27 protein-coding genes are annotated in these 26,535 nt (G+C 71.2%); 16 read left to right on the top strand and 11 right to left on the bottom strand.

The window, feature by feature from the left end:
* Window positions 1-189: 189 nt before the first annotated feature.
* Window positions 190-732, bottom strand: coding sequence for a peroxiredoxin (locus IPQ09_21655; GenBank protein ID MBL0196780.1), 543 nt, complete (start codon window positions 730-732; stop codon window positions 190-192).
* A 145-nt stretch (window positions 733-877) separates the two neighbouring features.
* On the opposite strand from IPQ09_21655, the gene IPQ09_21650 reads away from it, so the two are divergent.
* The gene (locus IPQ09_21650; protein ID MBL0196779.1) at window positions 878-2,641 is read left to right on the top strand and encodes a hypothetical protein; all 1,764 of its coding nucleotides are present in this window, start codon (window positions 878-880) and stop codon (window positions 2,639-2,641) included.
* An 83-nt stretch (window positions 2,642-2,724) separates the two neighbouring features.
* Here IPQ09_21650 and IPQ09_21645 read toward each other — a convergent pair whose 3' ends face one another.
* Window positions 2,725-5,391, bottom strand: coding sequence for a VacB/RNase II family 3'-5' exoribonuclease (locus IPQ09_21645; GenBank protein MBL0196778.1), 2,667 nt, complete (start codon window positions 5,389-5,391; stop codon window positions 2,725-2,727).
* A 58-nt stretch (window positions 5,392-5,449) separates the two neighbouring features.
* Between IPQ09_21645 and IPQ09_21640 the strand changes: the two genes are divergently transcribed.
* The 7 genes from IPQ09_21640 to IPQ09_21610 all read left to right on the top strand — a co-directional run bounded on the left by IPQ09_21640 (window position 5,450) and on the right by IPQ09_21610 (window position 11,395).
* Window positions 5,450-6,511 carry a thioredoxin domain-containing protein gene (locus tag IPQ09_21640; protein MBL0196777.1) on the top strand — a complete coding sequence of 354 codons (1,062 nt, stop codon included), beginning with the start codon at window positions 5,450-5,452 and terminating at the stop codon, window positions 6,509-6,511.
* A 171-nt stretch (window positions 6,512-6,682) separates the two neighbouring features.
* Window positions 6,683-7,348 carry a penicillin-binding protein activator LpoB gene (locus tag IPQ09_21635; protein ID MBL0196776.1) on the top strand — a complete coding sequence of 222 codons (666 nt, stop codon included), beginning with the start codon at window positions 6,683-6,685 and terminating at the stop codon, window positions 7,346-7,348.
* A complete protein-coding gene (locus IPQ09_21630; GenBank protein MBL0196775.1) occupies window positions 7,349-8,731 on the top strand; it encodes a hypothetical protein in 1,383 nt (460 codons plus the stop codon).
* A 68-nt stretch (window positions 8,732-8,799) separates the two neighbouring features.
* The gene (thyA, locus tag IPQ09_21625; protein ID MBL0196774.1) at window positions 8,800-9,642 is read left to right on the top strand and encodes a thymidylate synthase; all 843 of its coding nucleotides are present in this window, start codon (window positions 8,800-8,802) and stop codon (window positions 9,640-9,642) included.
* Entirely contained in the window at window positions 9,639-10,127 is a 489-nt protein-coding gene (locus tag IPQ09_21620; protein MBL0196773.1) for a dihydrofolate reductase, read from the top strand. The genes thyA and IPQ09_21620 overlap by 4 nt, the downstream gene beginning before the upstream one ends.
* The gene (locus IPQ09_21615) at window positions 10,124-10,477 is read left to right on the top strand and encodes a hypothetical protein (protein ID MBL0196772.1); all 354 of its coding nucleotides are present in this window, start codon (window positions 10,124-10,126) and stop codon (window positions 10,475-10,477) included. The genes IPQ09_21620 and IPQ09_21615 overlap by 4 nt, the downstream gene beginning before the upstream one ends.
* Before the next feature lie 12 nt (window positions 10,478-10,489).
* Window positions 10,490-11,395, top strand: a complete 906-nt coding sequence (locus IPQ09_21610) for an ABC transporter substrate-binding protein (protein MBL0196771.1) — start codon at window positions 10,490-10,492, stop codon at window positions 11,393-11,395.
* Between the two features lie 9 nt (window positions 11,396-11,404).
* On the opposite strand, the gene IPQ09_21605 is transcribed toward IPQ09_21610, so the two are convergent.
* Window positions 11,405-11,986 carry a GNAT family N-acetyltransferase gene (locus IPQ09_21605; GenBank protein MBL0196770.1) on the bottom strand — a complete coding sequence of 194 codons (582 nt, stop codon included), beginning with the start codon at window positions 11,984-11,986 and terminating at the stop codon, window positions 11,405-11,407.
* 48 nt (window positions 11,987-12,034) lie between these two features.
* Window positions 12,035-12,409 (bottom strand): hypothetical protein, encoded by a 375-nt coding sequence (locus tag IPQ09_21600; GenBank protein MBL0196769.1) that lies wholly within the window; start codon window positions 12,407-12,409, stop codon window positions 12,035-12,037.
* Between the two features lie 211 nt (window positions 12,410-12,620).
* On the opposite strand from IPQ09_21600, the gene IPQ09_21595 reads away from it, so the two are divergent.
* The gene (locus IPQ09_21595) at window positions 12,621-12,812 is read left to right on the top strand and encodes a hypothetical protein (GenBank protein ID MBL0196768.1); all 192 of its coding nucleotides are present in this window, start codon (window positions 12,621-12,623) and stop codon (window positions 12,810-12,812) included.
* A gap of 47 nt (window positions 12,813-12,859) precedes the next feature.
* Here IPQ09_21595 and IPQ09_21590 read toward each other — a convergent pair whose 3' ends face one another.
* The 3 genes from IPQ09_21590 to IPQ09_21580 are packed head-to-tail and all read right to left on the bottom strand — an operon-like array spanning window position 12,860 to window position 15,887.
* Window positions 12,860-13,579 carry an outer membrane lipoprotein carrier protein LolA gene (locus IPQ09_21590; GenBank protein ID MBL0196767.1) on the bottom strand — a complete coding sequence of 240 codons (720 nt, stop codon included), beginning with the start codon at window positions 13,577-13,579 and terminating at the stop codon, window positions 12,860-12,862.
* Window positions 13,580-13,620: 41 nt separating this feature from the next.
* Window positions 13,621-15,084 carry a hypothetical protein gene (locus tag IPQ09_21585; GenBank protein MBL0196766.1) on the bottom strand — a complete coding sequence of 488 codons (1,464 nt, stop codon included), beginning with the start codon at window positions 15,082-15,084 and terminating at the stop codon, window positions 13,621-13,623.
* Window positions 15,081-15,887 (bottom strand): glycosyltransferase family 2 protein, encoded by an 807-nt coding sequence (locus IPQ09_21580; GenBank protein MBL0196765.1) that lies wholly within the window; start codon window positions 15,885-15,887, stop codon window positions 15,081-15,083. Before IPQ09_21580 ends, IPQ09_21585 begins: the two co-directional genes overlap by 4 nt.
* 83 nt (window positions 15,888-15,970) lie before the next feature.
* Between IPQ09_21580 and ybeY the strand changes: the two genes are divergently transcribed.
* Window positions 15,971-16,468, top strand: a complete 498-nt coding sequence (gene ybeY, locus IPQ09_21575; protein MBL0196764.1) for an rRNA maturation RNase YbeY — start codon at window positions 15,971-15,973, stop codon at window positions 16,466-16,468.
* Window positions 16,469-16,790: 322 nt separating this feature from the next.
* Window positions 16,791-17,105 carry an HU family DNA-binding protein gene (locus IPQ09_21570; protein MBL0196763.1) on the top strand — a complete coding sequence of 105 codons (315 nt, stop codon included), beginning with the start codon at window positions 16,791-16,793 and terminating at the stop codon, window positions 17,103-17,105.
* A gap of 161 nt (window positions 17,106-17,266) precedes the next feature.
* Here IPQ09_21570 and IPQ09_21565 read toward each other — a convergent pair whose 3' ends face one another.
* Complete coding sequence (locus IPQ09_21565; protein ID MBL0196762.1) at window positions 17,267-17,659, bottom strand: hypothetical protein; 393 nt, start codon at window positions 17,657-17,659, stop codon at window positions 17,267-17,269.
* A 321-nt stretch (window positions 17,660-17,980) separates the two neighbouring features.
* On the opposite strand from IPQ09_21565, the gene IPQ09_21560 reads away from it, so the two are divergent.
* Both IPQ09_21560 and IPQ09_21555 read left to right on the top strand, forming a co-directional pair.
* Window positions 17,981-19,465, top strand: a complete 1,485-nt coding sequence (locus IPQ09_21560; protein MBL0196761.1) for a HAMP domain-containing histidine kinase — start codon at window positions 17,981-17,983, stop codon at window positions 19,463-19,465.
* Window positions 19,462-21,345: a hypothetical protein gene (locus IPQ09_21555; GenBank protein MBL0196760.1), complete on the top strand. Its 1,884-nt coding sequence runs from the start codon at window positions 19,462-19,464 to the stop codon at window positions 21,343-21,345. Before IPQ09_21560 ends, IPQ09_21555 begins: the two co-directional genes overlap by 4 nt.
* 84 nt (window positions 21,346-21,429) lie before the next feature.
* Here IPQ09_21555 and IPQ09_21550 read toward each other — a convergent pair whose 3' ends face one another.
* A complete protein-coding gene (locus IPQ09_21550) occupies window positions 21,430-22,626 on the bottom strand; it encodes a 3-keto-5-aminohexanoate cleavage protein (protein MBL0196759.1) in 1,197 nt (398 codons plus the stop codon).
* Window positions 22,627-22,951: 325 nt separating this feature from the next.
* Between IPQ09_21550 and uppS the strand changes: the two genes are divergently transcribed.
* Window positions 22,952-23,719: a di-trans,poly-cis-decaprenylcistransferase gene (gene uppS / locus IPQ09_21545; protein ID MBL0196758.1), complete on the top strand. Its 768-nt coding sequence runs from the start codon at window positions 22,952-22,954 to the stop codon at window positions 23,717-23,719.
* A gap of 45 nt (window positions 23,720-23,764) precedes the next feature.
* Window positions 23,765-24,373 carry a hypothetical protein gene (locus tag IPQ09_21540; protein MBL0196757.1) on the top strand — a complete coding sequence of 203 codons (609 nt, stop codon included), beginning with the start codon at window positions 23,765-23,767 and terminating at the stop codon, window positions 24,371-24,373.
* Here the strand turns inward: IPQ09_21540 and IPQ09_21535 are convergent.
* The gene (locus IPQ09_21535; GenBank protein MBL0196756.1) at window positions 24,282-24,809 is read right to left on the bottom strand and encodes a VanZ family protein; all 528 of its coding nucleotides are present in this window, start codon (window positions 24,807-24,809) and stop codon (window positions 24,282-24,284) included. The two genes, IPQ09_21540 and IPQ09_21535, sit on opposite strands and share 92 nt — an antisense overlap.
* A gap of 159 nt (window positions 24,810-24,968) precedes the next feature.
* Here IPQ09_21535 and IPQ09_21530 point away from each other — a divergent pair, with 159 nt between their 5' ends.
* Entirely contained in the window at window positions 24,969-25,820 is an 852-nt protein-coding gene (locus tag IPQ09_21530) for a phosphatidate cytidylyltransferase (GenBank protein MBL0196755.1), read from the top strand.
* Window positions 25,821-25,878: 58 nt separating this feature from the next.
* Here IPQ09_21530 and IPQ09_21525 read toward each other — a convergent pair whose 3' ends face one another.
* Window positions 25,879-26,502, bottom strand: a complete 624-nt coding sequence (locus IPQ09_21525; protein MBL0196754.1) for a LysM peptidoglycan-binding domain-containing protein — start codon at window positions 26,500-26,502, stop codon at window positions 25,879-25,881.
* Between the last annotated feature and the right edge of the window lie 33 nt (window positions 26,503-26,535).

The raw sequence follows: 26,535 nt of genomic DNA, 5'->3' as shown, positions 1-26,535 counted from the left end.
GGGCCAGAGTTGGCGTGGCGCGTGCTTTACCGTTGGCAGGCACGCGCCCGGGCGTTCATCCCCCCCCCAACGCTCGGGCGTCTGCCGCCTACTTCTCCGCCCAGTCCTGCAATGGCCCAGCACAGACCCCTCCACCCTTGCGGGTGGCGGGGTCTCCTCTTCGCGCCCGGCGGAACGGACGAGAGCGCCTCATTTCGGGAGGGCGGCGAGCACCTCGTCCACGTGCACGGCGGGGTCGACGCTGGGGAAGACCTTGAGCACGCGGTTGTCGCGGCCCACGAGGAAGGTCACGCGCGACGCCATGCCCAGCGTCGAGCCCACGCCGTACGCTTTCACCACCGCGCCCGACTCGTCCGCCGCGAGGAAGAAGGGCAGCGAGTGCTTCTTCGCGAACTCGTCGTGGCTCGCCTCGGAGTCCTTCGAGACCCCGAAGACCACGACGCCGGCGCCTTCGAGCTTGGCGTAGGCGTCACGGAAGGCGCAGGCCTCCTTGGTGCACCCGGGCGTCTGGTCTTTCGGGTAGAAGTAAACAACCTTGACCTTGTCGCCCGCCGCGCTGAGGCGCAGGCGGCGCCCCTCGGGGTTCTTCCCCTCGAGATCCGGCGCCTGCGCGCCCGCCGGCAGCAGCCCCTCGCCACCGTCGGGGCGTCTTGGCTCGCCACAGGCCGCGGACGTGACGACGAACAGGAGGCCGGCGACGGCTCCGAGCGAACGGCGGCGGGCGAGGTTCATGGCCCTGACCCTAGCACGGGCGCTCGTCGCGCCGCCCGGCCGCGGCGGGAAGCGGGGGAGACCGCGACGAGGGGGCTGGCTCTCGCCCCTCGATCGTGTCAGAACCGTAAGATCCGTCGGCCCGTCGACACCAGGGAAGATCATCATGCGAAGACTCCTCGCGACTCCGCTCCTCCTCGCCCTCATCAGCTGCAGCTCCGGGCCCACGAGCGCGCCCGCGCCGCTCGGCGAGGGCGAACAGGCCTTCGACAGCAACGAAGCGGTGCTGCTCGACTTCGAGTTCGACGGGACGATGAGCTCGACCACGTCCACCGTGGCGACGCTGCGCAACCAGATCAGGTCGCAGCTCATGTTCTCGGTGGGCCAGCTGAACGGCCTGAGCTCGGTGGGCCAGTTCGAGAAGCTCGAGCTCACCAACATCGTGGCGACCGGCGCGGCCGGCGCGTACAGCGTCACCTACCACGCCAAGCTGCCCGTCGCGTGGGGGCGCAAGGCGTCGGTGCCCGCGACCTACACCCTGATGCTCCCGGGCGACGGCACCACGGCGGGCCTCGACGCTTGGGTCAGCACGTACAACACGACCTGTGTCGGCGGCGAGGGCAGCGGCTCCGACCGTGGCAGCTTCTGGTACTACTACCGGCCCGCCGTGGCCGCGTGCGCGCTGTCCCCGGCCGACACGTCGATGCCCGTCGCCACGGTGACGACCTCGGTCGAGAACACCACGGGCAAGCTGCCCGAGTACAACAAGGTCTGGTCGGACCGAAAGTTCAACGTTGTCGCGATGTTCGGCCGCAACGAGAGCGGCGCCACGTTGGACACTGACGCCGGCATCCGCGACTACAACACCTTCGTGAGCACGGTGCGCTCGTACGCGCGGAGCCTGCAGCCCGACCCCGCGCTCATCACCGAGACGCCAGGGCTGACCAACACGCCAGGCTCGGCGATGCCGCAGGTGTCCGTGCACGCCGTCCTTCCGTCGAACCCGGGCGAGACGCCCCGTGAGCTGAACGTCGACGTGATGCTCGTCGGCTACCGCATCTACCAGGACGGCGCGAACTTCGACGCTTGGTACGACCCGCTCACGCCCACCGCGGACATGATCCTCTACAACGGCCACGCCGGCCTCGGTGAGAACGTCCGCACGCTGATGGGCAAGGGGCAGTTCGTCGCCAACCAGTACGTCATGTGGATGGTGAACGGCTGCGACACCTTCGCCTACGTCGATCCGACCCTCGCCAACCGCATCTCGACGGTCAACGGCGGCGCGCCGGCCACGCAGTACCTCGACAGCATCTCGAACGCGATGCCGAGCTACTTCTCCCGCACGCCGGGCGGCTCGATGGCGATGATCCGCGGCCTCATGGACATCGCGGCCCCGAAGACCTATCGGCAGATCTTCACGGGCATCGATCGCGCGCAGGTCGTGGTGGTGACCGGCGAGGAGGACAACCTCTTCCAACCCGGCATGCCCATCCTGCCTGGCGATCCCACCGGCGGTGGCGACGCGGGCGCCGACTCCGGCATCCTCGACGGGGGCGCGGGCACCGACGGGGGCGCGGGCACCGACGGAGGCGCGGGCACCGACGGAGGCGCGGGCACCGACGGAGGCGCGGGCACCGACGGAGGCGCGGGCACCGACGGAGGCGCGGGCACCGACGGAGGCGCGGGCACCGACGGAGGACCGCCGCCGTCGCCGACCACGCCGCCTGCGCCGACCACGCCGCCGTCGCCGACCACCACCCCGACCACGCCGCCGTCGCCGACTACGCCCCCCGCCGGCGGGGACACCCCCGAACCTACGGGCTGCGCGTGCGAGACCGCCCCCGGGCAGTCGAGCCCGACGTCCCCGCTCGGCGCCCTCGGGATTTTCGCGGCCGTGGGCGCTGTCCTGGCGCGCCGCCGGCGCTAGAGCGCCGAGGAGAGAGCCGCTCGAGCGTCTCCTCTTCCCTCGCGCGCGCTCCGCGTCTCGACGCCGAGCGCGCTCGAGGTTTGTCAGCGCTTCTTCTTGCCGCCGCCGGGCCGCGTCGGCTTCGCCGACTTCGCGGCCTTGCCACCGGCGGGCTTCCGCGCGCTCGACTTCGCCCCGGCCGCGGCCTTCGACCCGGCCTTCGCGCCGGGCGATCGCGGCGTGCGCGAGCCGACCACCCGGTTCTTGGAGCCCTTCGGCGGCTTCTTGTTGCGGTGCCGTTGCGGTGCCGAGCGCGCGCCGCCACGGACGGCGCCCTCGTCGTCGACCACGCCGGGCACACTCTCGCGCAGCTTGGCGAGGCCAAGCCGCTCGGCCTTCGTGCCCGAGATTCGCTTGCCGAGCACGGTGCGCCGCTGAAGCGACACGTCGATGACCTCGACCAGCATCCCGTCTCCCAGAGAGATGACGTCGCCCGAGCGCCGACCGATCACGCGGAGGCCCGAGTCGTCGACCTCGTAGTCGAGCCCGCCCAGGTCCTCGACCCGCACGAGCACCTCCAGAAAAGGCTCGTCGAGCGCGACGAAGACGCCGCTCCCGACGACCGCCGACACGCGGCCGACGAAGCGCTCGCCGATGTGATCTTTCATGTAGTATGCACGATAAAGGTCGACGATGCCGCGCTCGACCTCCATCGCCTTGCGCTCGTTCTGCGACGACATGACGGCGGCCTCGCCGAGCACGTCGACGTCGCGCTCCGGCCGCTCACCCAGGGCGAGCGCGTGCACCGTGCGGTGCACCCACACGTCGGGGTAGCGCCGGATGGGCGAGGTGAAGTGCAGGTAGGCCTTCGACGCGAGGCCGAAGTGCCCGAGGTTCTGCACGTCGTAGGTGGCCTGCTTCATGCTGCGGAGCAGGAGAGAGTTCAGCACCGCCGACAGCGGGTGTTTGGCGAACGTCTTCAAGAGGCCGGCGAGGGCCTTCGGGTCCTTCGTGTGTTCTACGTCGAACTCGACGCCGAGCTCTGCGCACATCACGCCGAGCTTCTGGAGCTTGGTCTCGTCGGGCGGCAGGTGCACGCGGAAGAGCGACGGGAGGTTGCGCTCGACGAGCCAGCCCGCGACCACCTCGTTGGCGAGGAGCATGAGCTCCTCGATGAGCGAGTACGCCTTCTTGATGCCCGGGTTCTGGCTGCGCTTCGTGACCGCGACGGGTAGCCCCTCTTCCAGGGTGATCTTGGGCTCGGGGAGCTCGAAGTCGAGCGCGCCGCGTTCCATGCGGCGCCCGCGGAGGACGCGAGAGAGCTCGTAGGCGATCTCGAGGCCGGGGCGCAGCGCCGTGGCTGCGGCGCTCTCCGGCTCGTCGTCGAGGAAGCCCAGCGTGACGGCGACGTCCTCGTACGAGAGCTTCGCTTGGCTCTTCATGAAGCCTCGTATCACGCGGAAACTCTTGACGTTTCCTGCCGCGTCGAGGCGGGCGTCGACCGCGAGGCAGAGCCGCGTGACGCCAGGCAAGAGGGAGCAGAGGCTCGAGGAGAGGGCCCGCGGCAACATCGGGATCGCGCGCTCGGGGAGGTAGATGCTGCAGCCGCGCGCCTTCGCCTCGTCGTCGAGCGCGGAGCCGGGTCGCACGTACGAAGACACGTCGGCGATCGCGATGACCGCTCGGTAGCCGCCGTCGTCGGTGCGCTCGACCCACACCGCGTCGTCGTGGTCGCGCGCGTCGCGCGGATCGATCGTCGGCAGCGGGAGGTGCGTGAGATCTTCGCGTCCCGCGAGCAGCTCGTCTGGGACCTCGGTCCCGAAGCGCTCCGCCTCCGCGATGGCCGCGTCGGTGTGCACCTCCTGAATCTGCGCCATGATGAGGAGCTTCGCGGCCTCGACCGACAGCTCGCCGGGCGTGCCGAGGACCGCCTCGATCTTCCCCTCGAGCGCCTCGTTCGGGCTCTCCGGGAAGCGCGTGATCCGCACCACCGCGGCCTGACCGTCGCGGCCGCTGTTCCCCTCCTCGCCGGCGGAGTCCACGCTCGCCGTGAGGTGGATGGGGCCCCGAATCCGCGTGTCGTCGGGCTCGAGCCACGCCGAGGTGCCGCGCCGCCGCAGCGTGCCGACCACGCGGGGCGAGCCGCGCTGGAGGATCTCGACCACGCGCCCCTCGGCCCCACGCGGCCCTCGGCCAACGATCCGCGCGATCACGCGATCGCCATGGAGGCCGCCCGCGAGGGCCTCCTCGGGCACGTAAATGTCGTCGCCCTTGTCGCCGCCGGAGACGAACCCGAAGCCGCGGGCGTTCACGCTGAGCGAGCCCTCGCGTTCGCCGGGGCGCAGCTCACGTCGCGGCGTCTCCGGCGCCCCCGGCCGCGCCCGAGAGGGGGCAGCGGGCGCAACAGCCTTCGGCGTCGCCGGGGCCGGCTCGCGGCGGGGTAGGCCCTTCGCGGACTTGGCGGGCCTGGCAGGGGCCTCCCCCCGCGCGGGCTCCGGCGCGGGCTTGCTCGCGAGGCGGCGCTCGGCCACCGCCTGCTCGCGCGCGCGGCCGCGAGAGCTCGTGCGGAACTTGTGACCGTCGCGCGCAGAGAGGAGGCCGTCGAATACGAGGTCGTCGAGCAGCCTGAGCAGCCCAGGGTAGAGCGCCTCGGGGACCCCCAAGGTCATCCCGATCTCGTGCGCGTGGACGGCGTGATCCTTCCCGGCAAGAAGCTCGAGGATCGTGGCGCGGCTCGGCAGGGTGGGCAGGGTGCCGTTCTTGGAGGTCATCGCGACGAGCGATACGCGAGAAACGCGCGGCGACAAAGCTCGGTGGCGGTCGTCGCGCTTGCGTTCTCGCGCGCTGCGGGCGAAGGAAGAGACCACCTCGATGCGCGCCAACGACGCTGCCCGCTGGGCCTCGCTCCTCGTGCCGGCCCTGTTCGCCCTCGCCGCGAGCACCGTATTGCTTGTAGACTACACGCGACCCGTGCCTATCTTTTGCGCACAGGGGGGCGGCTGCGACGCTGTGAAGCGCACGGTGTTCGCCCACGTTCTCGGCGTCCCCACGCCCGCGTTCGGCGTCGCCGCGTTCGTCATGCTCGGCGTGCTCACGGGGCTTCGCGGCGCCCAGGTCCGCTTCGCGCAGGCGTGCATGGCCACCTTCGCCGCCGTCGTCTCCGTGGCCCTCCTCGGCGTGCAGTTCCGCATGCGACAGCTCTGCCCTTACTGCGTCGTCTCGGACGTGGCGGCGGTGCTGCTCCTCGGCGCCGCCGTGGTCCGCTACCGCACCGCGTGGGACCCGCCGCCCGGCCGCGGCGCGTCGATGGCCACGGCGGGCCTGTTGACGGCCTCGATGGTCGTGCCCGCGGCGCTCTCGCTCGTGGTGAAGCCCTCGGTGCCCCCGGCCATTCGCGCCGAGCTCGCCAAGACGCCGCCCGGCAAGGCCACGGTCGTCGACTTCGTCGACTTCGAGTGCCCCTGGTGTCGGCGCAACCACAAGGAGCTCGCGCCGCTGCTCAAACGCCACGCCGACCGCGTCCGCGTGGCCCGCAAGCAGGTGCCGCTGCCGATGCACCTGAACGCCATCAACGCGGCGCGCGCGAGCGTCTGCGCCGACAAGCTCGGCAAGGGTGACGCGGTCGCCGACGCGCTCTTCGCCACGCCCCCCTCCGACCTCGACCCGCGCGGCTGCGAGGACGTCGCGAAGGCCTCCGGCGTCGATCTCGAGGCCTACCGTGCGTGCGTGAAGGATCCCTCCACCGACGCGCGGATCCTCGCCGACTCGGAGGAGTTCAAGGTCGCCGGCGGTCACGGCCTCCCAACGCTCTGGATCGGCCAGGAGCGCATCGAGGGGGCCAGCGACGCGCCGGTACTCTCCGGCGCCCTCGACCGGGCCCTGGCGCCGTGACCCGGCGAACCCCGTGAACGTCCGTTCTCGCGCCGTGTGCCCGGCTCTTGGCGAACACTGCGCGTTCGGGCGCTCGGTGTCGTGCCACCCGCGAGCGCGAATCTTGCATCATTTCGTGCAGCCGGCCGTCCAAATCGTTGGGCTCGCGGGCTCTCTTTCGGAGGAATGACGATGTCTAGGTTCTTCAGAAACGTGGCGCGGTTGGCTGCGCCGCTCGTCGCGGTCGGTGCGCTCGGTGCGCTCGGTGCGCTCGGTACGTTGGGTACGTTGGGTACGTTGGGTACGTTCGCCGTGGGCTGCGGCGGTCGCGAGGTCGTGCGGGGCTCTCAGGAGCCCAGCATCGACAACGCCGCGATGAGCACCGGCCTCGACAAGGAGGACATCCAGCGGATGCTCCACGAGAACCTCAACCACCTGCGCTCCGCGCCCATCATGAACCAGTGGCGCACGCAGAATCCCCAGGCCACCGTGGCCATCTTCCCCTTCGCGAACACCACGAGCGAGCACATCGACTCGCAGCTCGACGCGATTTTGAGCGAGACCGAGTCCTGGCTCATCGAGTCGCAGGTCGTGAAGCTCATCAGCCGTGAGCGTCAGAACGCGATGATCGCCGAGGTCGAAGGCGGCCGGAGCGGCGTGTTCAACCAGGCGAGCGTGCCCAAGTACGGGCGCCAGCTCGGCGTGAAGTACTACGTGACCGGCAAGGTGCAGGCCGCCGACGAGCGCTCCGAGGACGCTCGCCGCGTGCAGTACTTCATGTTCATGCAGGTGATCGAGGTCGAGACGAGCGCCATCGTCTGGCAGCACAAGGCCTACGTGACCAAAATGGTGCGCTAGGTGCGCACCCTCGCACGCCTCGCTCGCGCGGTCGCGGCGGCGTCGATCGCCGGCGCGGCGCTCGTCCTCAGCGGCTGCGGCGGCCACGAGGCGCGCACGCTCCGCATGCGCACCGCGCTCGACGAGGGCGACTCCAAGGCGGCGCTCGCGGCGGTGAACGAGGAGCTCGAGGTGAAGAGCTCGAAGGATCTCCCCGCGGAGGTGGTCGGCGACAACGCGCTCCTCGTGCTCGACCGAGCGAGCATCCAGCAGTCGGTCCTCGCGTTCGACGACAGCAAGCGCGACTTCCAGGCGGCCGACAAGGCCATCGACATGCTCGACCTGTCGAAGTCGTCGCTCGATGCCATCGGCACGTGGGTCTTCAGCGACTCCGCGGGCAAGTACATCGCGCCGCCGCACGAGAAGCTGCTCATCAACGCGCTGAACATGCTGAACTACCTGGAGACGGGAGACCTCTCGGGGGCCAAGGTCGAGGCGCGGCGGCTCGCCGTCATGACGCGCTATCTGCGCGATGTTCTGAAGGAATCCGACAACGGAATGCTCGCGCTCGGCGGCGTGCTCGCGGGCTTCGCCTTCGAGAAGTCGGGCGACACCGACGAGGCGCTCCGCTACTACGACGAGGCGCTCGCGTTCGGCGCGTACCCCGCGCTCGCGCCCGCCGTCCACGATCTGCTCCCGCGCGGAAACTACTCGAGCCCTCGCCTCACGGCGCTGGCGCAGAGCGGGGGAGGGAGGGGCGACACCCCGTCCGATCCCGACGCGGGCGACGTGCTCATCGTCGTCGGGCACGGCCGCGTGCCCCACAAAATTGCTGAGCGCGTCCCCATTGGCCTCGCGCTCACGCTGGCCGCTGGCCACGTGCACGGGCCCGACGTCGCCGCCGCGAACAAGCTCGCCGCGCAGGGGCTCGTCACCTGGATCAACTTCCCGAGGCTCGCGCCCGGGCAGGGGGCGTACGCGACGCCCTCGGCCCAGCTCGACGGGCGCTACCTCGAGCTCTCGCAGGTCGCCGACGTCTCGCGCGAGGTGCGGCGCGCGTGGGAGCGCATCGAGGGCCGCATCATCGCGAGCGCCATCACCCGCATGATCGCGCGCTACGCCGCCGGCTCGGCGGTGGGCGCGGTGGGCAGCGCCGCGGGCGGCAAGAACGGCGACCTCATCGGCACGCTGCTCTCGCTGTTCACGCAGGCCGCGCTCACGGCGGCCGACACGCCGGACACGCGGAGCTGGGAGACCCTCCCTGCGCGCGTCGTCTTCGGTCGCGCGCGCCTGCCCGCGGGGCGCCACACGGTGACCCTCGGCGCGCGCGGCTGGTCGCGCCGCCAGGAGTTCGTCGTCGAGAAGGGCGCGTTCAAGGTCGTCTCGCTCATGGCGCTCAACTGAGGCGCGGCGCGACCGCGGAGCGCGTGGCGTTGAATCCTCGCGCGCCCCGCTGCTAGAGTCGCGGGCGGATGCAGCGCTATCTCGACCTCCTCGAGCACGTGCTTACCCGGGGCAAGCGTCGAGAAGACCGCACCGGCACCGGCACGTTGGGCATCTTCGGGCACCAGCTTCGCTTCGATCTCCGCGAAGGCTTCCCGCTGCTCACGACGAAGAAGGTCCACTTCCGCTCGGTCGCGCACGAGCTCTTCTGGTTCCTCCGCGGCGAGACCCACACGCGCTCGCTCAAGGCCGACAACGTACGAATCTGGGACGAGTGGGCGACGCCCGAGCAGACCGCGCGCTTCGGTCGCGAAGCGGGCGAGCTCGGGCCCGTCTACGGGCACCAGTGGCGAAACTTCGGCGCCACGGCCGCGGCCACCGGCGGCTACGAGAACGACGGCGTCGACCAGATCGCGCGGGTGGCCCGCGATCTGCGCGAGCGTCCCGCGAGCCGCCGCCTCGTCGTCACGGGGTGGAACCCACGCGAGGCCGATCTCGTGGCGTTGCCGCCCTGCCACACGCTCTTCCAGCTCTACGTGCAGGACGGCGAGCTGTCCTGTCAGCTCTACCAGCGGAGCGCCGATCTCTTCCTCGGCGTGCCCTTCAACATCGCGAGCTACGCGCTGCTCACGCACTTGCTCGCGCACTCGACCGGGCTCCGCGTGGGCGAGCTCGTCCACACCTTCGGCGACGCGCACCTCTACCTGAACCACCTCGACCAGGCCCGCACCCAGCTCGCGCGGGCGCCGCGCCCCGCTCCCAAGCTCACCATCCTCGGCCCCCCGAAGGAGCCCTGGGACTACCGCTTCGACGACGTCGCGCTCGAGGGCTACGACCCGCATCCGGCCATCCGCGCCGAGGTGAGTGTGTGAGACCGCTCGCGCTCGTCGCGTGTGTCGCCAACGCCGGGGCGATCGGCCTGAAGGGCGGGATGCCTTGGCATATTCCTGAGGACTTGCGTCACTTTAGGAACGTGACGTTGGGGCACGCCGTCGTCATGGGGCGCAGGACCCACGCGTCGATCGGGCGGCCGCTGCCGGGTCGACGGAACATCATCGTCAGCCGCGACCGAGCGCTCGAGGCGCCGGGCTGCGAGACGGCGACCTCCCTCGACCAGGCCCTCGCGCTCGCGTGGGAAGGGGACGACGAGCCGCGCGTGATCGGCGGCGCGGCGATCTACCGCGACGCGCTCCCGCGGGTCACGCGGGTGTTCCTGACGCGGCTCCACCGCGACGTCGAGGCCGACGTGTTCTTCCCGCTCGAGGGCCTCGCGGGGTTCCACGAGACCGAGCGCGTGGCCGGCGAGACCGACGGCGTCGAGTTCGTCACGTTCCAGCGCGAGGCGCCCGCGCGATGAAGCGAAGCGCGCGCGTCTCCGCCTTGCTGGCGAGCCTGGCCCTCGCGTCGCTCGCGTCGCTCGCCCTGGTCGCGTGCCCCGCGCCGGCGCGTCCGCCGCACCCGGTCGAGCAGTGCGCGCTCGCGTGCGTCGCGAAGGCCGGCGCCGCGTGCTCCGAGGCCGAGTGCGCGCGCGGCTGCGAGTTCGTCCTCGATCGCGTGGTCGAGCGCCAGGCGGACGGCATCTTGGCGTGTGTGGCGCGCTCGCGGCGCCGGTGCACGGACGCGGCGTGGGCCGAGTGTGCCGCCTTGATCGGCCCGCACGCCGACGGAGGGCCGCCCCCACTGCCGCCGCCCGACGACTTCGAGTAAACGCACTACGCGATGAACATCCTCTTCGACGAGCTGCAGCGCCAGCACATCTTCAACGTGGCGCCGAAGCGCGTGGTGTCCCTCGTGCCGAGCGACACGCTCACGCTCGCCGATCTCGGTGTTGGAGGGGCCCTCGTGGGGCGCACCGACTACTGTGAGCTGCCCGCGTCGCTGGTCGCGGGCGTGCCCTCCGTGGGCGGCACGAAGAACCCTCGGATCGACGACGTCTGCGATCTCGCCCCGGATCTCGTGCTCGCCAACAAGGAGGAGAACACGAAGGCCGACCTCGAGAAGCTCGTGAAGCGGGGCGTGCGCGTGTTCATCGCGTTCCCGACCCGCGTCGCCCAGGGCATCGCCCACATGGCGAGGCTCGCGCGCGCGTTCCACGTCGAGGGCGACCCCGCGGTCCGCGACCTCGTACGCGACGGCTACCAGATGCTCCGCGAGGCCGAGGCGGCGCGCGGCAGGCGAACGCCGCTCGGCACGTTCTGCCCCATCTGGATGGACCCGCTCATGACCATCCACGACCGCACCTACATCAGCGACGCGCTCGATCTCGCCGGGGCGGCCAACGTGTTCGCGGATCGCGAGCGCCGCTACCCGCTGGCCGCCGATCTCGGCAAGCGCGCGCCCCTGCCGCCCGAGCAGGTGGCCGGGCGCGACACGCGCTACCCCCGCATCACGCTCGACGAGGTCGTCGCGCGCGCGCCGGAGCTCGTCCTGCTGCCCGACGAGCCTCACCCGTTCTCCGAGCAAGACGCGCGTGTGTTTCTCGCGCAGGACACCCCGGCCGCGCGGCGGGGCGCGGTCGTTCGGACGAGCGGCAAGGACATCTGCTGGTACGGCTCGCGCGCCGTTCAGGGCATCCCGCGCCTTCGGGCCCTGGTCGACGGGCTCCGCGAGAGCGGCCCCGCCTGAACCTGCAAACTACACGCTCCTCGCGTCGGTCGCGAGGAGCGAGAACATCGCGTGATCGAGCCAGCGGCCGTGGCAGCGCTCGGCCTCGCGGGCGATGCCCTCGAGCCGGAAGCCGAGCCTGCGAATCACCGCGAGCGACGCGTGGTTGTCGGTCGCGGCGGCCACGCGGACGCGGTGCGCGCGCAGGACGCTGAAGGCCCACACCACGACCTGGTTCGCGGCCTCGGTCATGTAGCCTCGGCCGGAGCAGTCGAGCCGCAGCCAGTACCCGAGGTCCGCGTTCTCGTGCATGTGCGAGAGCGCCTCGAGGCCAACCACGCCCACGAACCGGCGCGTGGCGCGCTCGCGGATCGCGAGGCGGCAGCCGCGGCCGAGGTCCCAGTCCGAGGCGCTCGACTCCGCGTAGCGCAGCGTGGAGTCGAGATCGACAGTGTAGGGCACCCACGGGAGCCACGGCTCCAGGTGCGCGCGTGAGGCCTCGACCGACGCAAACATCTCACGCGCGTCCAGTGGGTCGAGCGGGGTGAGCACGAGCCGGGCGCTCTCGAGCGGGCGCCCGCGGGCTTCGGCGCGTGTGGGGACCGCGAGCATCGGACCCGCAGCCTCTCAAGAAATGCACTCCTTGAGAAGCGTCGAAGGTCAGCGTTTGCGCTTCGGGCGGCCCGGCGGCAGCGTCGGGTAGGCCTCCACGAGCTCGCGAGGCGGGCGCTCGACGGACTCCAGCGGGCTCGTCACGAGATCGCGCTCGCCCTGCGAGAAGCAGAGGGCCTCGCCGGCCTCGGGCTCGCCCGGGTTCGGGACGATCGCGCCGTTCGTGTGGAAGCGGAGCGAACCCTGGATACGCCGCCGCAGGGCGAGATGTCCCGGCAAGAACGTGCCGGAGCGCCGATCGCGGACGGCGACGCAGAACCCGTCGCGAAAGTGGTACTCGGTGTTGCGTGTAAGATACACGCGGTGGCGCCGCCGCTCGGGCTGCGCGGGGAGGGAGAGGGGGGCCTCGGAGCGCATGGTCATGCACGCACCATGTGGGACATCTCGCGCGCGGGCCAAGTTCAACGGGACGATGCAGGCGCGAGACACGCGCGCTCGACGTCGGCACCCTTGCACGGCTGGGTCGACCCCATTGCACGCCTGCAATGTCGCGTTGTGTGGCGGTGCGACGAGGTGGCGAGATTCTTGTGGCGCGAACTGGCGCGGGTTTTGCTTGCCCGCCCGCGGAGGTACGATGGGTACGCAGGACAATCCGACGAGCGAACTGCACGACGAGGAGATCCCCAGCCGACGCATTACATCGCGCTGCCCGCCCAGTCCCGAGTCGCAGTCGGAGCACCGCGAGCTGCTCGCCGACCTGGACCAAGCGCTGGAGGTGGCCCGACGTTCGATGGCGCGCCTCCGCGTGGGGACTCCCGAGCGCTGAGCTCACCGGGCACGCGCCCGCTCCCCCGCGTCGCGGTCATGCGCACCTCAGAGGTGCATCGTGCGTGGCTCGACCGGGACGTTGAGCCGGAGCTCTCCGAAGCGAATGTCGCTGCGATCGCCGTTGCGCTCCACGAGCGAGGCGAACGCGGGTCGAGCGCGGTCTTTGCCGATGCCGAACGAGAACGAGGCGAGCCCTCGCGCGCGCGGGTCGTGCCCCGGCGTGGACGCCCGCGCGACCGCCTCGAACACGGCGTCGTCGCCGCGCATGAACGCCGAGAGATCGTAGCGCTTGCGCAGGCCCCCGAGCTCACCGCCGAGCATCGCGCGGAGGTCCTCGAGGCCCTCGGACAGGCTGCGGGCGTCGCTCGTGCCCACCGCGCCCTGGCTCGAGCGGTTGCGGTACGCGAGCCCCTCGGGCGTGACCCAGTAGATGACCTCGTCAGGCGGGAGGAGCTCCCATCGCAGACGGTCCGGGAGCACCAGCGTGACGCGCCCTTGCGACGTGACCTTCGCCTTCATGAGGCCGAGCTTGCGAGTCTGTGTGAAGGGGCCGCTGAACGATCGCACGCCCCGCCGCGCCTGCGCGATCTCGCGGAACAGCGCCTCGAGCTGGGCACCGACGACCGGGCGCCGCTCCGCCTCGTCGGCGTGCGCGCGCCCCACCACCGACGCGCACGTGACCCCGGCGAGCCCGGCGAACAGGTCGCGGCGCCGCAAGCGGCCCGCGGTGGCAGAGTCGGGCGAATCGGGCGAATCGGGCGTCATGGCAGGCAACTCGGGCGTCATGGCGGGCGTGGAGGGAGGCGTCAAGGGGTCCTCGGCGGTGCGGCGAGGAGCGGGCCCCCCGCGCGCTTTCGACCCTCGGCGTACGCGCTGGCGTCGTGGAGCAGGGGATCCTCTGGGAGGGGCATCGGTTCTCGGACCGGAGCGGTCCCTTCATTCGTAGCAAGCTCTCGCGACAAATCGAACCCGATGAATCTCCCGGACAAATGGGGCCCAGCGCTCACCCACAGGGTGCGGGCCGTCGTGTCCGCGATGACGCCGTGCGTCGCGATGAGCGCGTCGATGGTGCGCCGGTCACCCAGGGCACACGGGCCCTCGGAGCGGGCGCACGTGTGGTCGCGGAGCATCGCGAGGGTCGAGGTGGGTGTGGCCGAGCGTGCGGGCACGGTGCCCAGGAGCTCGTCTAGGCGCGCGCGCCGCGCGAGCGTGGTCGAGGTCGCGCGCACGGCGCGGTCGCGAGGGTCGTCCTTCAGGGGCCCCTCGAAGTGGTTCGTGAGCGCGACGCGCGCTGAATCGCGAAAGTGGGTCACCACGTGCGCCGCGGTGTGCGGGGCGCGCTCGACCACGGCGAACGAGCCGCGCGCGTCGGCGACGAACACGAGGTGGGAGACCATCACCTCCTGGTCGGCGAGGATCCGCGTCGCCTCCTCGGTCGTGTGCGCGCGCTCGAGGGTCTCGCGCAGCGAGAGCACCACGGGCACGCCGCGGGTCTCGGGCTCGCGCGCGCGCGCGCCGTTCACCGACACGAACACGCCCTCCGCGTTCATGCCCGTGAGCACGCCCACGAGGCCGGGCCACGACACGCTCGCGAACGGGATCGCGCCGGCGGGCTTCACGAAGAACACCGCCTTGTCGCGGTCGAAGACCTCCGCGACGTCGAAGTCGAACGCCCGCGCGACGAGCGTGTGCCCGTCGACCGTGGCGGCGCCGCCCAGGCCGAAGGCCGAGCAGCCGAGCAGCGGCGAGCCTTCGAAGCCGAGCGAGATGTCGTAGAGCGCGTGCAAGAACACCATGCGCTCGTAGGTGGGGAGCCTGCCCTCGTAGGGGTCGGGGGAGAACCGCGCGGCTTGCGCGGCGAGCTCGCGTCGCCGGTGGTCGGGGAAGTTCTTGTCGACGTTGCGGTGCCGCACGCGCCCGAAGTCGAACATCGCCGCCCTCGCGGGCGCGAACGGCACGACCGCCGAGAAGCCAGCCCACACGTCGCGCTCGTTCTCGACCATCGGCCGGTAGAGGAGCGTCGAGTGCTGGGCGCCGATCTCCTCCGGCGTGCCCGAGAGGTGCGCCTCGATCACGCCGCGCGCGCGCGTCGCGCGGCCCGCGCCGGCGGTGGTCATCCCCGCGCTCCCGCCGCGCTCGAGCGCGGGGACCGTGATCGCGGGCGGGACGACCCGCACGAAGACGCCCACGAGGCCGTGCGCGGCGAGCGGCGCCGCGACCAACGCCGCGAGCGCGACGAGCGTCCTCCGGTGTCGCGCGAGCGGGTTCACCGCGCGCTTCCGCGAGGACCGCGCGCGCGGTCTCGCGAGAGCTCGTGGAGGGTCGAGAGCACGTTCACGACGATGCGGGCGGGGTCGCGGACCGAGTCGAAGTGGGTCACGCGGAGCTCGCCGGGCGGGTAGAGGACCGGCACGACGGTCTCCACGAGCGGCAGCCTCGCCTCGACCGCGCGGAGGAGCAGCTCTGACTCGTACGCGTACCCTGGCGCGCGTCCGGCGAGCGCGAGGGTGCGCGCCACCGGGTACCTGCGCAGCCCGCACTGCGTGTCGGCGAGGGGCTGGCCCGCGAACAGCGAGAGAAAGTAGTTCGAGATGCGGTTCGACAGCTGGTTGTTGCGCGGCGCGCCGGCCGCCTCGAGGTCGCGGACGCCGAGCACCAGCGCGTCGGGATCACGCGACGCGTACAGCACCGTCCGCGCCGAGCCGCCCGGGTGCTGTCCGTCGGCGTCGACCGAGAGCGCCGCCGCGTAGCCTAAGGCCCGCGCCGTCGCGAGGCCGGTGCGGAGCGCCGCGCCCTTGCCACGGTTGTCTCCGTGGGCGACCACCGTGCAGCCGAGCGCGTGGGCGAGGGCGCCGGTGCCGTCGGTCGAGCCGTCGTCGATCACGAGGAGGCGCGGGCCCTCCGCCGCCTCGGGCACCTCGCGCCGCAGGTCGTGGACGACGTCGGGGAGGGTCTTGGCCGCCTGGTAGGCCGGGACCAACGTGCACACGGCGAACGGGAGCCCGGGGCGATGCGCTGGCGGCGGAGACACGACAGGCAAGGACGGAGGCGCAGAAGGAGAAGAGGTGGCCATTTCGTTGGGATCAGCGCAGAAGGTGCGAACCTTATCGCAGCCGGCGCCGCCCGCCAGCGCGCACGAGAGGAAGAGAGTCTGCCATGCCGTTTCGTTTGAGCATCCTGCGAGGCCCGCACGAGGGCGTGAGCCGCCGCGAGCTACGGATCCGAATTGAGGCGATGATGCACGTTCGTCAAATCGACAATGACGAAGTATCATTCCTGCTAACTGACGACATACAAATACATAAACTAAATCTTAAATATCGTGGCTTCGACAAGCCGACCGACGTCCTCGCGTTCGCGCTCAGCGAGGGCGAGTTCGGCGGTGTCGCGACGGGGCTGCTCGGCGACGTGGTCGTGTCCGTGCCCACGGCGAGGCGCCAGGCGCGCGAGGCGAGGCGCCCGCTCGTGAGCGAGCTCACCATGCTGCTCGCCCACGGGCTCCTCCACCTGCTCGGATACGACCACCAGACGCTCAAGGAGGACCGCGTCATGCGGAAGGAGACCGAGCGCCTCTGCGAGGCGGCCGAGGCCGCGGCGTCGCCTGCGCGAGGCCCTACGCGGAAGGCTCCGGCGCGCACAAAGAAGAGAAAGTAGCGCCGCGCAATCGCCCAACGGCCGCGCGCGCATCGCGCCTCCACGCCACTGAACGAATGACACTGTGCGACGTCGGCCCCTGTTTTCTCGGGTCTCGTGGTGAGAATTCGCCCAAAACGCGCGAATTTTCCCTTGCGAGGGGTGAATGCCGGATGCTAGCCATGTGTCCAGCCCGAGCAGCTAGGCGCTTTTTTTAGGCTCCCTGCGCGAGGCGAATCGAGTCTTCAGCGTCGGTCCGCTGGCCCCGAGCCCTCGCACCGCGCCCTGAACACGCGAAAGAATCGGTGATTGAGCGCAAAGGTTCCAACAGGAGGAAGCGCAAATGGCTGCAGCGAAGCGGATGACCAAGGCCCAGGTAATTTCGGATATTGCGGAGAGCGCGGAGCTCGACAAGAAGAGCGTATCTCGCGTGTTTGATGGACTGACGGATCTCATCAAGAAGCAGCTCGGCTCCCGCGGCCCGGGCGAGTTCGTGATCCCGGGGCTCCTCAAGCTCAAGTCGGTCAAGAAGCCCGCCACGAAGGATCGTCCGGGCAAGAACCCGTTCACCGGCGAGGCGATCACCATCAAGGGGAAGCCGGCCTCGAAGAAGGTTCGCGCGACGGCCCTCAAGGCCCTCAAGGACCTCATCCAGTGAGCGCGCGAGCGTGACGACGTCACGCTGACGTCGGCACGTTTGGCCGGGCGCCCGTCGTTGACGAGGCGCCCGTCCTCATTTTTGTCGCGCGATCGCGGAGGCCCACGCGTTACGTGAGCGGGCGCGGAGCGATGTCCCCCGTCGCGCGCCGGCGCCTTGGCTTATGGGCTCTTGGCGAGCACTCCGTCGAGGCGCGCGAGGTCGACGATGGCCTGGCTGCCCTCGACGACGACCCACTCGACCGCGTTCCGCATCGCGCGCACCGCGTGGAGCGCCGCCTCGAGGCTCGCGAAGACCCACGAGAGCACCCCGGGCTGGACGTTGTGCCAGCCGAAGACGCACAGCGTCACGCTGGACACCGTCGCGGCGGCGACGGAGAGGAGGCGCACGGGGCGTCGAGCCGGCGGGACGCGGATGTCGTGCGTGACCGCCACCGGGACCATGCCCGACTCGGCGAGGAGGTCGCGCTCCCGCTCGACCTCGCGTTTGACGGGACGCTGACGAAGGTCTCGCGAGGGAGGAGCCGGTGCTGGGCGTCGTGCCGTCGAGGTCATGCGGTCCGTCTCCTTCCGGTGCCGGTGAGCGAGTGTCTATGACGAGAGAAACGCGATCGGTAAAGGAGGAATCGCGGAAAAAAAGTGCCGCGGTGTGTCGGCGCAGCTGCGTCATCGGGGCAGCGAGGCGAAGCGGTGTATCGGACCAGGCGCTGGAGGGCCAACTTCTACGGTGCCGCGTTCCTTCCCGTCGTTCATGGCGAGGCCTCGCCATCGACGTTCGCGCGGCCCTTCGGGGATCACCTGCAGGTTCATGGCGAGCTTCGTCTCGCGCCGGGCGGCTCGCGGTGTCCCGGGCGCGCGTGCGATGCTCAGCCAGCCGTGAGCATGATCGCCGAAAAGCCGTGGCCGCCCCTCCGGCGCCCCGCGCGCCCCGTGTCGCTGGCGGCGCTCGCGCCGATGGTGGTGGTGGCGCTCGGCTTGCTGCTCGCGGTGGCGATCGGCGCGCTCGGGGTCCGTCAGCTCCGGGCCGCTTCGGAGCAGGACGCGCGCGCGCGCGTCGAGGTGCTGTCCGACGTGCTGGCCGCGCGGCTTGGGCCGCTCTCGCCTGCGGGGCGCGAGCGCGCGTTGCGGCTGGCGGTGCGGAGGACGGCCGCCGAGGGCTTCCTGGTCGACGCCGACGGCGTCGTGCTCGTCGACGCGTCGCTCGGCGGGGTCGAGCGGGCGGAGGTGGCCCGGTGGGTCGAGCGGGGCACCGGCGAGACGTCCACGCGGCTCGGGACGGCGTATTTCGTGGCCAGGCGTGTGCGCGCGGGGCCCTGGCTCGTGCTCGTGGCGCGTCGGCCGCCCGCGGCCGAGGGGGAGTCGCGCCTCATCGACTCGCTCATCGCGTTGACCACGCTGCTCGTGTTCGCGGCGGCCGCCGTGGCCTTCGCCGTGACGCGCGATGCGGGTCGAGATATCGACTTCCTGACACGACGGATCGAGGGGATGGCGAAGGTCCGCTCGGCGCCGGCGGGCGAGCTCGTGCCCATCCGCGCGATCGACGAGATCGGCGGCCTCGCGGTCGCGTTCAATCGCCTCGTCGTGCGCTTCACGTCGGCGGAGCGGGCGTATCACGACCACCTCTCGCGAGCGCGCGCTGCGGACCGCGATCGCGCGGCGTTCCTCGCCGCCGTGAGCCACGAGCTGCGCAGCCCGCTGAACGCCATCCTTGGGTTCTCCGACCTGCTCGTGCAAGAGGTCGACGGCCCCCTGTCGGCGGCGGCGCGCGAGGAGGTGGAGCAGATCCGCGGCTCGGGTCAGCACTTGCTCTCGCTCATCAACGACATCCTCGAGTTCTCGGCGATCGAGAGCGGTCAACTCAAGCTCGCGGTCTCCGCCGTCGACGTCGTCCACGTCTGCACTGACGTCGTGCGTGAGGCCCGTCTCTCGCTCGGTGGCCGCCCGATCGAGCTCGAGGTGCGGGGCGACGGTCCGCTGTTCGCGCACGTCGATCCTCGCAGGCTGCGGCAGGTCGTCGGCAACCTCGTGAGCAACGCCGTGAAGTTCACCGAGCGGGGGACCGTCGCGGTCACCCTCGGCGTGGACGGGCGCGCCGTCACGATCGCCGTCTCCGACACGGGGCGGGGCATCGCGCCCGAGGAGCAGTCGCTCGTCTTCGAGGACTACCGACAGGCCACCAACGAGCGCGGGATGCGCCGTGGCTCGGGCCTCGGCCTCGCGATCGCACGACGCCTCGTGCTCGCGCACGGGGGCACCATCCGGCTCGAGAGCGAGATCGGCGTTGGTACGACATTTTTCCTTTCGTTTCCGATGGTTGTCACGCCTTCGGCGCCGCCGCCGTCGACAGGGGGGGCGGCGTGACCGGCCACACGCGCTTTGCGGCGCGCCTGCTCGCGTTCCAGCTCTCCGCGCACGTCGCGGCCTCCGGAGTGGTCGCGGCGCTCGCGCCCACCCTGCTGCTGCTCGACGCGGGGCTGCGCGACGAGCTCGTGCCCGTAGGGATGGTGCTGTTCGTGCTCCTCGGCACCGCCGTGGCGATCAGCGCGCTCGCTTTGACGCGGCCTCTCGCAGGGCTCTTCCGCGCGCAGGATGAGGGCACCGAGCCGGAGTCGGAGGCGGTGCGGGCGCTCCAGCGGGTGCCCTCCCGCCTCACGGCGGCCTACTTCCTCTGCGTCAGCGCGCTCGCGTCGATCCTCGCCGTCACCCGCTCCGCCAAGGCGGACCTCTCGACGCACGTCGCGCTCGCCGCGCTGGTCGTCACGATCGTGAGCGGCGTCTCGCTCGCGAGCTATACGATGCTCCGCTCGCAGGTCGCCGAGGTGATGGCCGAGATCTCCCCGAAGGTGAGCGAGGAGGCCTTCGTGGAGCTGCGCGACGACGCGCGGTCGACGAGCCTCGTCGCCGCCCGGGTGGCGCTCAGCGTCGCCACGCCCGCGGCGCTCGTGGCGGTCGGCGCGGTCCTCCTCGTCTACGCGCACTCGCGCGCCGCCGCGGCCGACGCGCGCGTGAAATGTGCGCTCGCGCTCGCGCGGGCTACGCTCGAGCCCGTGGAGGGGGAGCGGCTCGGCTTCGAGGCCGTTCGCCAGGCCGCCGAGCAGCACGGCTACGCGCTCGCGCTCTCGGACGAGCCCCAGGAGGGCGTGCGCGCCGTGTCCGATCAGCGCGGTGAGATCACCGTGCGCGCGCCCCTCGTCGTCGCGAACGCGAGCGCGCAGTCGGTCGTCGTGCGCTTCGACGCGGGTGAGCCGGGCGCCGGGCTCAGCCTGGTGTTCGCCGTCGCGGGGCTCGGCATCGGCTTCGCCCTGATGTTGGGCAGTCGCCTCGGCTCCGCCCTCTCGCACGATGTCGAGGTCGCGCGGCTGCAGGTCGAGGCGATGGGCGCGCGCGACGTGCTCCGGGGCCTGCGGGTGCGCAAAAAGGCCACGTTCCGCCCCGTGCGCGCGATGACGGACGCTATCGAGCGCCTGGGCACGATCTTCCGTGAGTTCGCCTTCGCGCAGGAAGACGCCATCGTGGCGAAGCGGCGGGTCGAGCAGACGCGTGGCCTCTTCCTCGCGTCCATGAGCCACGACCTCAAGGCGCCGCTGAACGCGGTCCTCGGCTTCGCGGAGCTCGTCAAGCGGCAGCCCCTCACCGACGGCCAGCGAGAGAGCCTCGCCATCATCGAGCAGCGCGGGCGCGAGCTCTTGCACCTCGTGCGCACCATCCTCGACGCGTCCCGCGCCGACGCCGGGGCCCTCGACCTCACGATCGAGGAGGCCCGCGTCGAGGATCTCGTGAGCGCCGCGGTCGCGGACGCGCGCGAGCTCGAGGGGTCACGCATCGTCGCGGAGCTGCAGCCGGATCTCCCACGCGTCACCGCCGACGGCGCGCGGGTGGCGCAGGCGCTCACGCTCGTGCTGCTCTCGGCCGCGCGCCTCGGGAGCAAGGGGGTGCGACTCCGGGCGCTGTCGCTCACCGAGGGCCGCGTGCGCGTCGACGTGGAGTCGCAAGGGCTCGCGAGCGCGCTCACGCCGGAGGAGCGAGAGGCCCTGTTTCGCGCCTTCGAGCACGCCGAGAGCGCGCGCAACATGGGGAGCCTGGGGCTCGGGTTGTCGCTCGCGCGCGCCATCTTGCGCGCCCACGGCGGAGAGCTCGAGGCTCAGTCGAGCGGCGAGTTCGCCACGCTCTTTCGCTTGGAGCTGCCCGTCGTCGCGTGCCCACCGCGTGAGTCGATCCCCTCGGCCAGGTGGGTGCGGTAGCGCGGTAGCGCCCCCACGTCCCCACGTGTGCTCCGTCGGTGGGCGTCGAGTCGTTGTAGTCCGCAGGCTTTTCCCGCCCGCGCCCTACACGCGGCGGGACGGCAGGCCGAGGTGGGCGCGCGCCTGCTCCGGCTCGAGCGGCGTCCGGCCGATGCTGCGCGCGTACTCGGCGGCGCGCGCCACGAGGGGCGCCGAGCCCTTCGCGAGCACGCCCTTCTCCAGGTAGATGTTGTCCTCCAGGCCGACGCGCGCGTGACCGCCGAGCCGCATCGCGAGCTCGGTCATCGGGCGCTGATGACGCCCCACGGCGGCTACGGCCCAGGTCGCGTCGGGCGGGAGCCGCGCGACGAGGGTGCGCAGGTTCTCCTCGCTGGCGCCGATCGCCCCGGCGATGCCGAGGACGAACTGGAAGTGGTACGGCGCGGAGAGCAGGCCCTCCTTCGCGAGCGCGAGCCCCTCCTCGACGTGGCCGACCTCGTAGCACTCGAGCTCGGGGACGCTGCCTGCGTCGCGGATGAGCCGCGCGAGCCCGCGGATGTCCGGGCGCGTGTTCACGAACACGTCGTCGCCGAAGTTCACCGTGCCGAGGTTCAGCGTCGCCATCTCCGGGCGGCACCCGAGCGGTCCGGCGCGCTCGGCGATGCTCATGCCCACGGCCCCGCCGGTGGAGGTCTGCACGATGCAGTCGGTCTTCTGCGTGATCGCCTCGATCGCCTCGGCGAAGCGCTCGCGCGCCTGGGTGGGGGAGCCGTCGGCGTCGCGCACGTGCAGGTGGATGACAGCGCACCCGGCCTCGCGGCAGCGGGCCGCCTCGTCGGCGATTTCCTGAGCAGTGATAGGTAGATAGGGCGTCTGGTCGCGTGTGACTTCGGCGCCCACGATCGCGGCGGCGAGGACGAGCTCGCGCCGCTCGGTGCCCGGGCCGAGCTCCCGCGGCGATCGCGCCGCGAGGACGCCAGAGGGCAGGGCCTTCTGGCGCTGCAGCTCCTTCGGCACCACGCAGGTGCCGACCGCGCGGCACACGACGACGGGCTCGGCGAGCAGCTCGGCCGCGCTGGCGGGGACCCCCGGGCGCCGAATGTTGGTGACGACCTTGCGCGCCTCGAAGCGCATGCGACGGCTCGTGTTGCCGACCGACAACAGCTCGCACTCGACCTCGATGTAGTCGCCCGCGAACACCGGCGCGAGGAACTCGACGCTCTCGTAGGCGCGGAAGAGGCCCTCGTCGCCGTCGAGGCGGATGAGCAGCTCGGTGGCGACGTCGCCGAAGAGCCCGAGCATGCGGGCGCCGTCGACGAGCTCGCCGGCGTAGTGGGCGTCGTGGGCGGAGAGGCGGAGTCGGAGCGTGACGAGCATGCCCCTCGCTTACCACACCCTCGCCGCGTCCTGCCGCCTGCCGGGCCGGTCGAAACCCGTCGACGGGCGGTCGCAAGCCTTCGTCCGCTGCCGGTCGCTCGCGCCGGCCGCGCGCTACCCTGAGTGAGCGAGCCGCCGACCATTCTGCTCTCCGGCCCGCCCGCCGCCTCCCGCCCACGACACATTGCGGCGTGGGGGGCTCCGTGATAGCGAAAGGCTTCCCCCCGTGCCCGTGCCCGTGACCGAACCCATCGTCGTCGAAGCCCGAAATCTCCCGTCCCACGTCGGGATCATCATGGACGGGAACGGTCGGTGGGCGCAGATGCGCGGCCTCGATCGCGCCGACGGCCACCGCGAGGGCTCCCTCTCCGTGCGTCGCGTCGTCCGCGCTGCGCGCCGCCTCGGACTGTCGGCCCTCACCCTCTACGCCTTCAGCGAACAGAACTGGGCGCGCCCGGGCGAGGAGGTCGACGCCCTCTGGGTGCTGCTCCGCGAGTTTCTCGTGTCGGAGCGCGACGAGCTGCTCGACAACGGAATCCGCTTGAACGCGATCGGCAACATCGGGCGCTTGCCCGGCATCGTCCGGGCCGTGCTCGACCCGCTCCGCCAGGAGAGCGCCAACAAGACCGACATGACGCTCACCCTGGCGCTGAGCTACGGCGGCCGCGAAGAGATCGCGCAGGCCGCGCGGGAGCTCGCCGCGCGCGTGGCCGCGGGCGAGTGTTCTCCCGAAGAGATCACGGCCGACGCGCTCCACGGGCTCATGCCGAGCCTCACCGTGGGCGACCCCGACCTCGTGATTCGCACGGGGGGCGAGCACCGCATCTCGAACTTCTTGCTCTACGGGCTCGCCTACGCCGAGCTCTACTTCGAGGATGCCCTCTGGCCCGACTACCAAGCCGAGCACCTCTACGCGGCGGTCGCGAGCTACCAGCAGCGCGAGCGGCGTTTTGGCCTCGTGGGTGCGCCCGCGCCCGCGATCGCGAGCGCGCTCGACGAGGTCCGGCTCGCGGGCTGACGCGGTGCCAGCGGTGCGAGGCCGTGGATGCGGTCGCGTGAGGCCGTGACGCCATACAGGGCCGCCGGGGTGCGCGCCGGCGACGTCCCCTCGACGCTGGCGCTCGTGTCGACCACGCTCGCCATGGAGGACTACGGGCACGAGAACGGCAAGCAGGCCGCGTTTTTCGCCGCGGTCTCGCTGGCGCTGTGCGGTCTCGCGCCGCCCACGGTCGCGTTGCTCGGCGTGCTCGTGCTGGGCGGGGTCCTCTTCGCCCTGAGAAAGCGGCGTGAGCGGCGGCTCTCACGCGTGAAGCTCACCGCCGTCTCGCAGGTGCTCACCCTCGAGTGGCCGAGCGGCGCGACGGTGCAGATCCCGTTCGCCGAGCTTCAATCCGTCGGGCTCGCCGAGGAGGACGAGCCTGGCTTTCTCGTCGGCGGTGGCCACGGAGTGCGCGGCGTGCTGATGGAGTCTGCGCGGGGGCGCGCGCACATCGTGTTTCGCACGCGCTCACGAGGGGCGAGCGCCACGCCGCTGCTCGAGCTGGCCGTCTCGCAGAGCGAGTGCTTCGAATGGCTCCCGCTCATCCGCAGGTTTCTCCTGTCGGCGGGGTGGACGCCGCCGGCTGAGCGACCGGGAGAGCCGCCGGCCGATCTCTCACCGCCAGCCACGTGAAGAGGGCCATGCCCGCGCCGTCGGCGAGCAGATCGAACGGGTCGCAGTGGCGCCACGGGATCCACGCCTGCGAGAGCTCCTCGAGGGCCGTGAGCAGGAACGCGAGCGCCACGAAGGCGGGCACGCGGCCGCCGGTTCCGGGGACCGACGGGGCGGGGAAGACCCGCGCGACGAAGAACCCGAGAAGTCCGAACATGCCGAAATGACACACCTTATCGCCGAGCGGCAGCGACGTGATGAGCCCCACGGGCTCGCGGAGGTTGCCCGAGTCGTCGAGGACGATCGCGACGAGGATGATCGAGAGCACGACCGCGAGGCCGAGCCGCGCGCGTGCCGGGCCGGTGGGCGAACCGTCGCGGAGACCACGGAGGACGGCGAGGGAGAGCGAGCGTCGCTCGCGGAGGTGGAGGGCCATGCCGCACTGTGCGCGAGCCACGCGCGCGGGCGACCGCGCAGGCCGCGAGCGGTCGGAGGGGGCGGGCGAGCGGCGCGCGCGCGCGTGGGGCCGGCAGGCAGAAGGCGACGGACGGCGCGGCGGGAGTCACGCGGTTGTCCGGCGGGCGGCGCGGGAGTCGTGCTATTCGGTGGGATCCGCATGGCTGAGCCCGCCGCAAAGAGCGAGACCGTGAGCCCCAACCGGAACCTAGCGGTCCGCGCGACGACCGCGCTCGTGGGGGTGCCGCTCATCTTGCTGCTGCTCCTCAAGGGCCCCTCGTGGGGCTTCTACATGCTCGTGCTGCCCGCCTCGATCATCGGCGCCTACGAGCTGTTCTCCATGACCCACCCGGGCGATCGCCCCTCGCAGGCGATGGGCGTCGCGATGACGGTGGGCGCGTCGCTCGGCACCTACTTCGGCGTGAAGGACCCGCGCGTGCTGCTCACGACCTTGCTCGTGGTCAGCATGTTCGGGCCGCTCTCGACGCTCATCCGCCTCGGCGACATCAAGACCGCGGCGCTGCGGGCCTCCGCCATGAGCATGGGGCCGCTCTTCATCGGGAGCTCGCTCGCCCTCATGGGGGTGATGAAGCGCGATCTCGGGGCGCGTGGCCCGGGGTTCGTGCTGCTCACGTTCTTCTTCGCGTGGATGAGCGACACGGGCGGGTATTTCGCCGGGCGCTTCCTGGGCAAGCACAAGCTCTACGAGGCCGTGTCACCCAAGAAGACCGTGGAGGGCGCGATCGGCGGCCTCGCGGGTGGCCTCTTCGGGATGTTCCTCACGCGCGCCGTGCTGCTGCCCGATCTGCCGTTGCTCCACGGGGTCCCGCTCGCGCTCGGCGCGACGGCGCTGGGGCAGGCCGGCGATCTCGGCGAGTCGGTCTTGAAGCGCTCCACGGGGGTGAAGGACTCCGGCGCGATCGTGCCCGGCCACGGCGGCATCCTCGATCGGGTGGACGCGCTGATGATGACCTCGGTCGTGGTCTATCTCTACGTCGTGTGGACGACGTGACGGTCGACGAAGAGCGGCGAGTTGCCCTATTCAGGTGCCTTCACTCGAGTCGGCACTCCTATTCAGGTGCCTTCACTCGAGTCGGCACTTTTAGACGGTCCCCCGGATCAATACGCGATTCTGTGGTTCTATCGTTCATTCGAGCCAATTCGCCTGGAGTTGTCCCGAATCTCTGTGAGATCGCCCACCAACTGTCGCCGTCCTTCACGGTGTAGTAGGGCACGGTCGCCGAAGGCGCGGGCGGCGGGGAAACCGGAGCGACCACCGGTTCCGCGCGCTCGGGCCTCGAAGGCTGCGAAGGGCCCGTAGCCGACAAAGCGACCCACCAGGGCACCGCGACCGTAGCGCCGCAAAGAAGCGTGGCATGAACGAATTGTTTGCCGAGCGTCACCGCCGGACCCCCCTCAATCTTCCCGACGTATCCAGCGGGATTCGCGTGGGAAATCCCGTCATCAATGACCCGAACCACGTCGGCCGCCCAGCGCTCATTTCCCGATTTCACGGGATCGAATTCGCGGCCGCTAGCGGACCGAAGGCGCACGATGTACTTCGGTGTACGTCGAAAATCCCGTGCAACGACGAGAGCGAGCGCGCTGCCCGCCCCAATGATGACGATCGTGTTGGGATGCACATCCATGGCGGCGCGCACGATGCCGATAAGAATTGAAGCCACAAATGCCATGGGTGCAAGCAGCAAGAGGAAGTGGTTGCGACC

It is taken from the genome of Myxococcales bacterium (assembly GCA_016720545.1).
Taxonomy (GTDB): domain Bacteria; phylum Myxococcota_A; class Polyangia; order Polyangiales; family Polyangiaceae; genus JAAFHV01.
Note: the sequence above shows the minus strand (reverse complement) of the source record. Positions and strands in the feature narration are given on the sequence as shown.

Excerpts from the sequence above, each read along its gene's own strand:
- IPQ09_21570 (MBL0196763.1), top strand. The coding sequence starts at position 16,791 with ATGGCTGCAGCGAAGCGGATGACCAAGGCCCAGGTAATTTCGGATATT.
- IPQ09_21530 (MBL0196755.1), top strand. The coding sequence starts at position 24,969 with ATGGCTGAGCCCGCCGCAAAGAGCGAGACCGTGAGCCCCAACCGGAAC.
- IPQ09_21590 (MBL0196767.1), bottom strand. The coding sequence starts at position 13,579 with ATGACGCCCGATTCGCCCGATTCGCCCGACTCTGCCACCGCGGGCCGC.
- IPQ09_21600 (MBL0196769.1), bottom strand. The coding sequence starts at position 12,409 with ATGACCATGCGCTCCGAGGCCCCCCTCTCCCTCCCCGCGCAGCCCGAG.
- IPQ09_21605 (MBL0196770.1), bottom strand. The coding sequence starts at position 11,986 with ATGCTCGCGGTCCCCACACGCGCCGAAGCCCGCGGGCGCCCGCTCGAG.
- IPQ09_21595 (MBL0196768.1), top strand. The coding sequence starts at position 12,621 with ATGGGTACGCAGGACAATCCGACGAGCGAACTGCACGACGAGGAGATC.
- IPQ09_21565 (MBL0196762.1), bottom strand. The coding sequence starts at position 17,659 with ATGACCTCGACGGCACGACGCCCAGCACCGGCTCCTCCCTCGCGAGAC.
- ybeY (MBL0196764.1), top strand. The coding sequence starts at position 15,971 with ATGCCGTTTCGTTTGAGCATCCTGCGAGGCCCGCACGAGGGCGTGAGC.
- IPQ09_21650 (MBL0196779.1), top strand. The coding sequence starts at position 878 with ATGCGAAGACTCCTCGCGACTCCGCTCCTCCTCGCCCTCATCAGCTGC.
- IPQ09_21580 (MBL0196765.1), bottom strand. The coding sequence starts at position 15,887 with ATGGCCACCTCTTCTCCTTCTGCGCCTCCGTCCTTGCCTGTCGTGTCT.
- IPQ09_21635 (MBL0196776.1), top strand. The coding sequence starts at position 6,683 with ATGTCTAGGTTCTTCAGAAACGTGGCGCGGTTGGCTGCGCCGCTCGTC.
- thyA (MBL0196774.1), top strand. The coding sequence starts at position 8,800 with ATGCAGCGCTATCTCGACCTCCTCGAGCACGTGCTTACCCGGGGCAAG.
- IPQ09_21655 (MBL0196780.1), bottom strand. The coding sequence starts at position 732 with ATGAACCTCGCCCGCCGCCGTTCGCTCGGAGCCGTCGCCGGCCTCCTG.
- IPQ09_21645 (MBL0196778.1), bottom strand. The coding sequence starts at position 5,391 with ATGACCTCCAAGAACGGCACCCTGCCCACCCTGCCGAGCCGCGCCACG.
- IPQ09_21610 (MBL0196771.1), top strand. The coding sequence starts at position 10,490 with ATGAACATCCTCTTCGACGAGCTGCAGCGCCAGCACATCTTCAACGTG.
- IPQ09_21525 (MBL0196754.1), bottom strand. The coding sequence starts at position 26,502 with ATGGCATTTGTGGCTTCAATTCTTATCGGCATCGTGCGCGCCGCCATG.
- IPQ09_21550 (MBL0196759.1), bottom strand. The coding sequence starts at position 22,626 with ATGCTCGGGCTCTTCGGCGACGTCGCCACCGAGCTGCTCATCCGCCTC.
- IPQ09_21615 (MBL0196772.1), top strand. The coding sequence starts at position 10,124 with ATGAAGCGAAGCGCGCGCGTCTCCGCCTTGCTGGCGAGCCTGGCCCTC.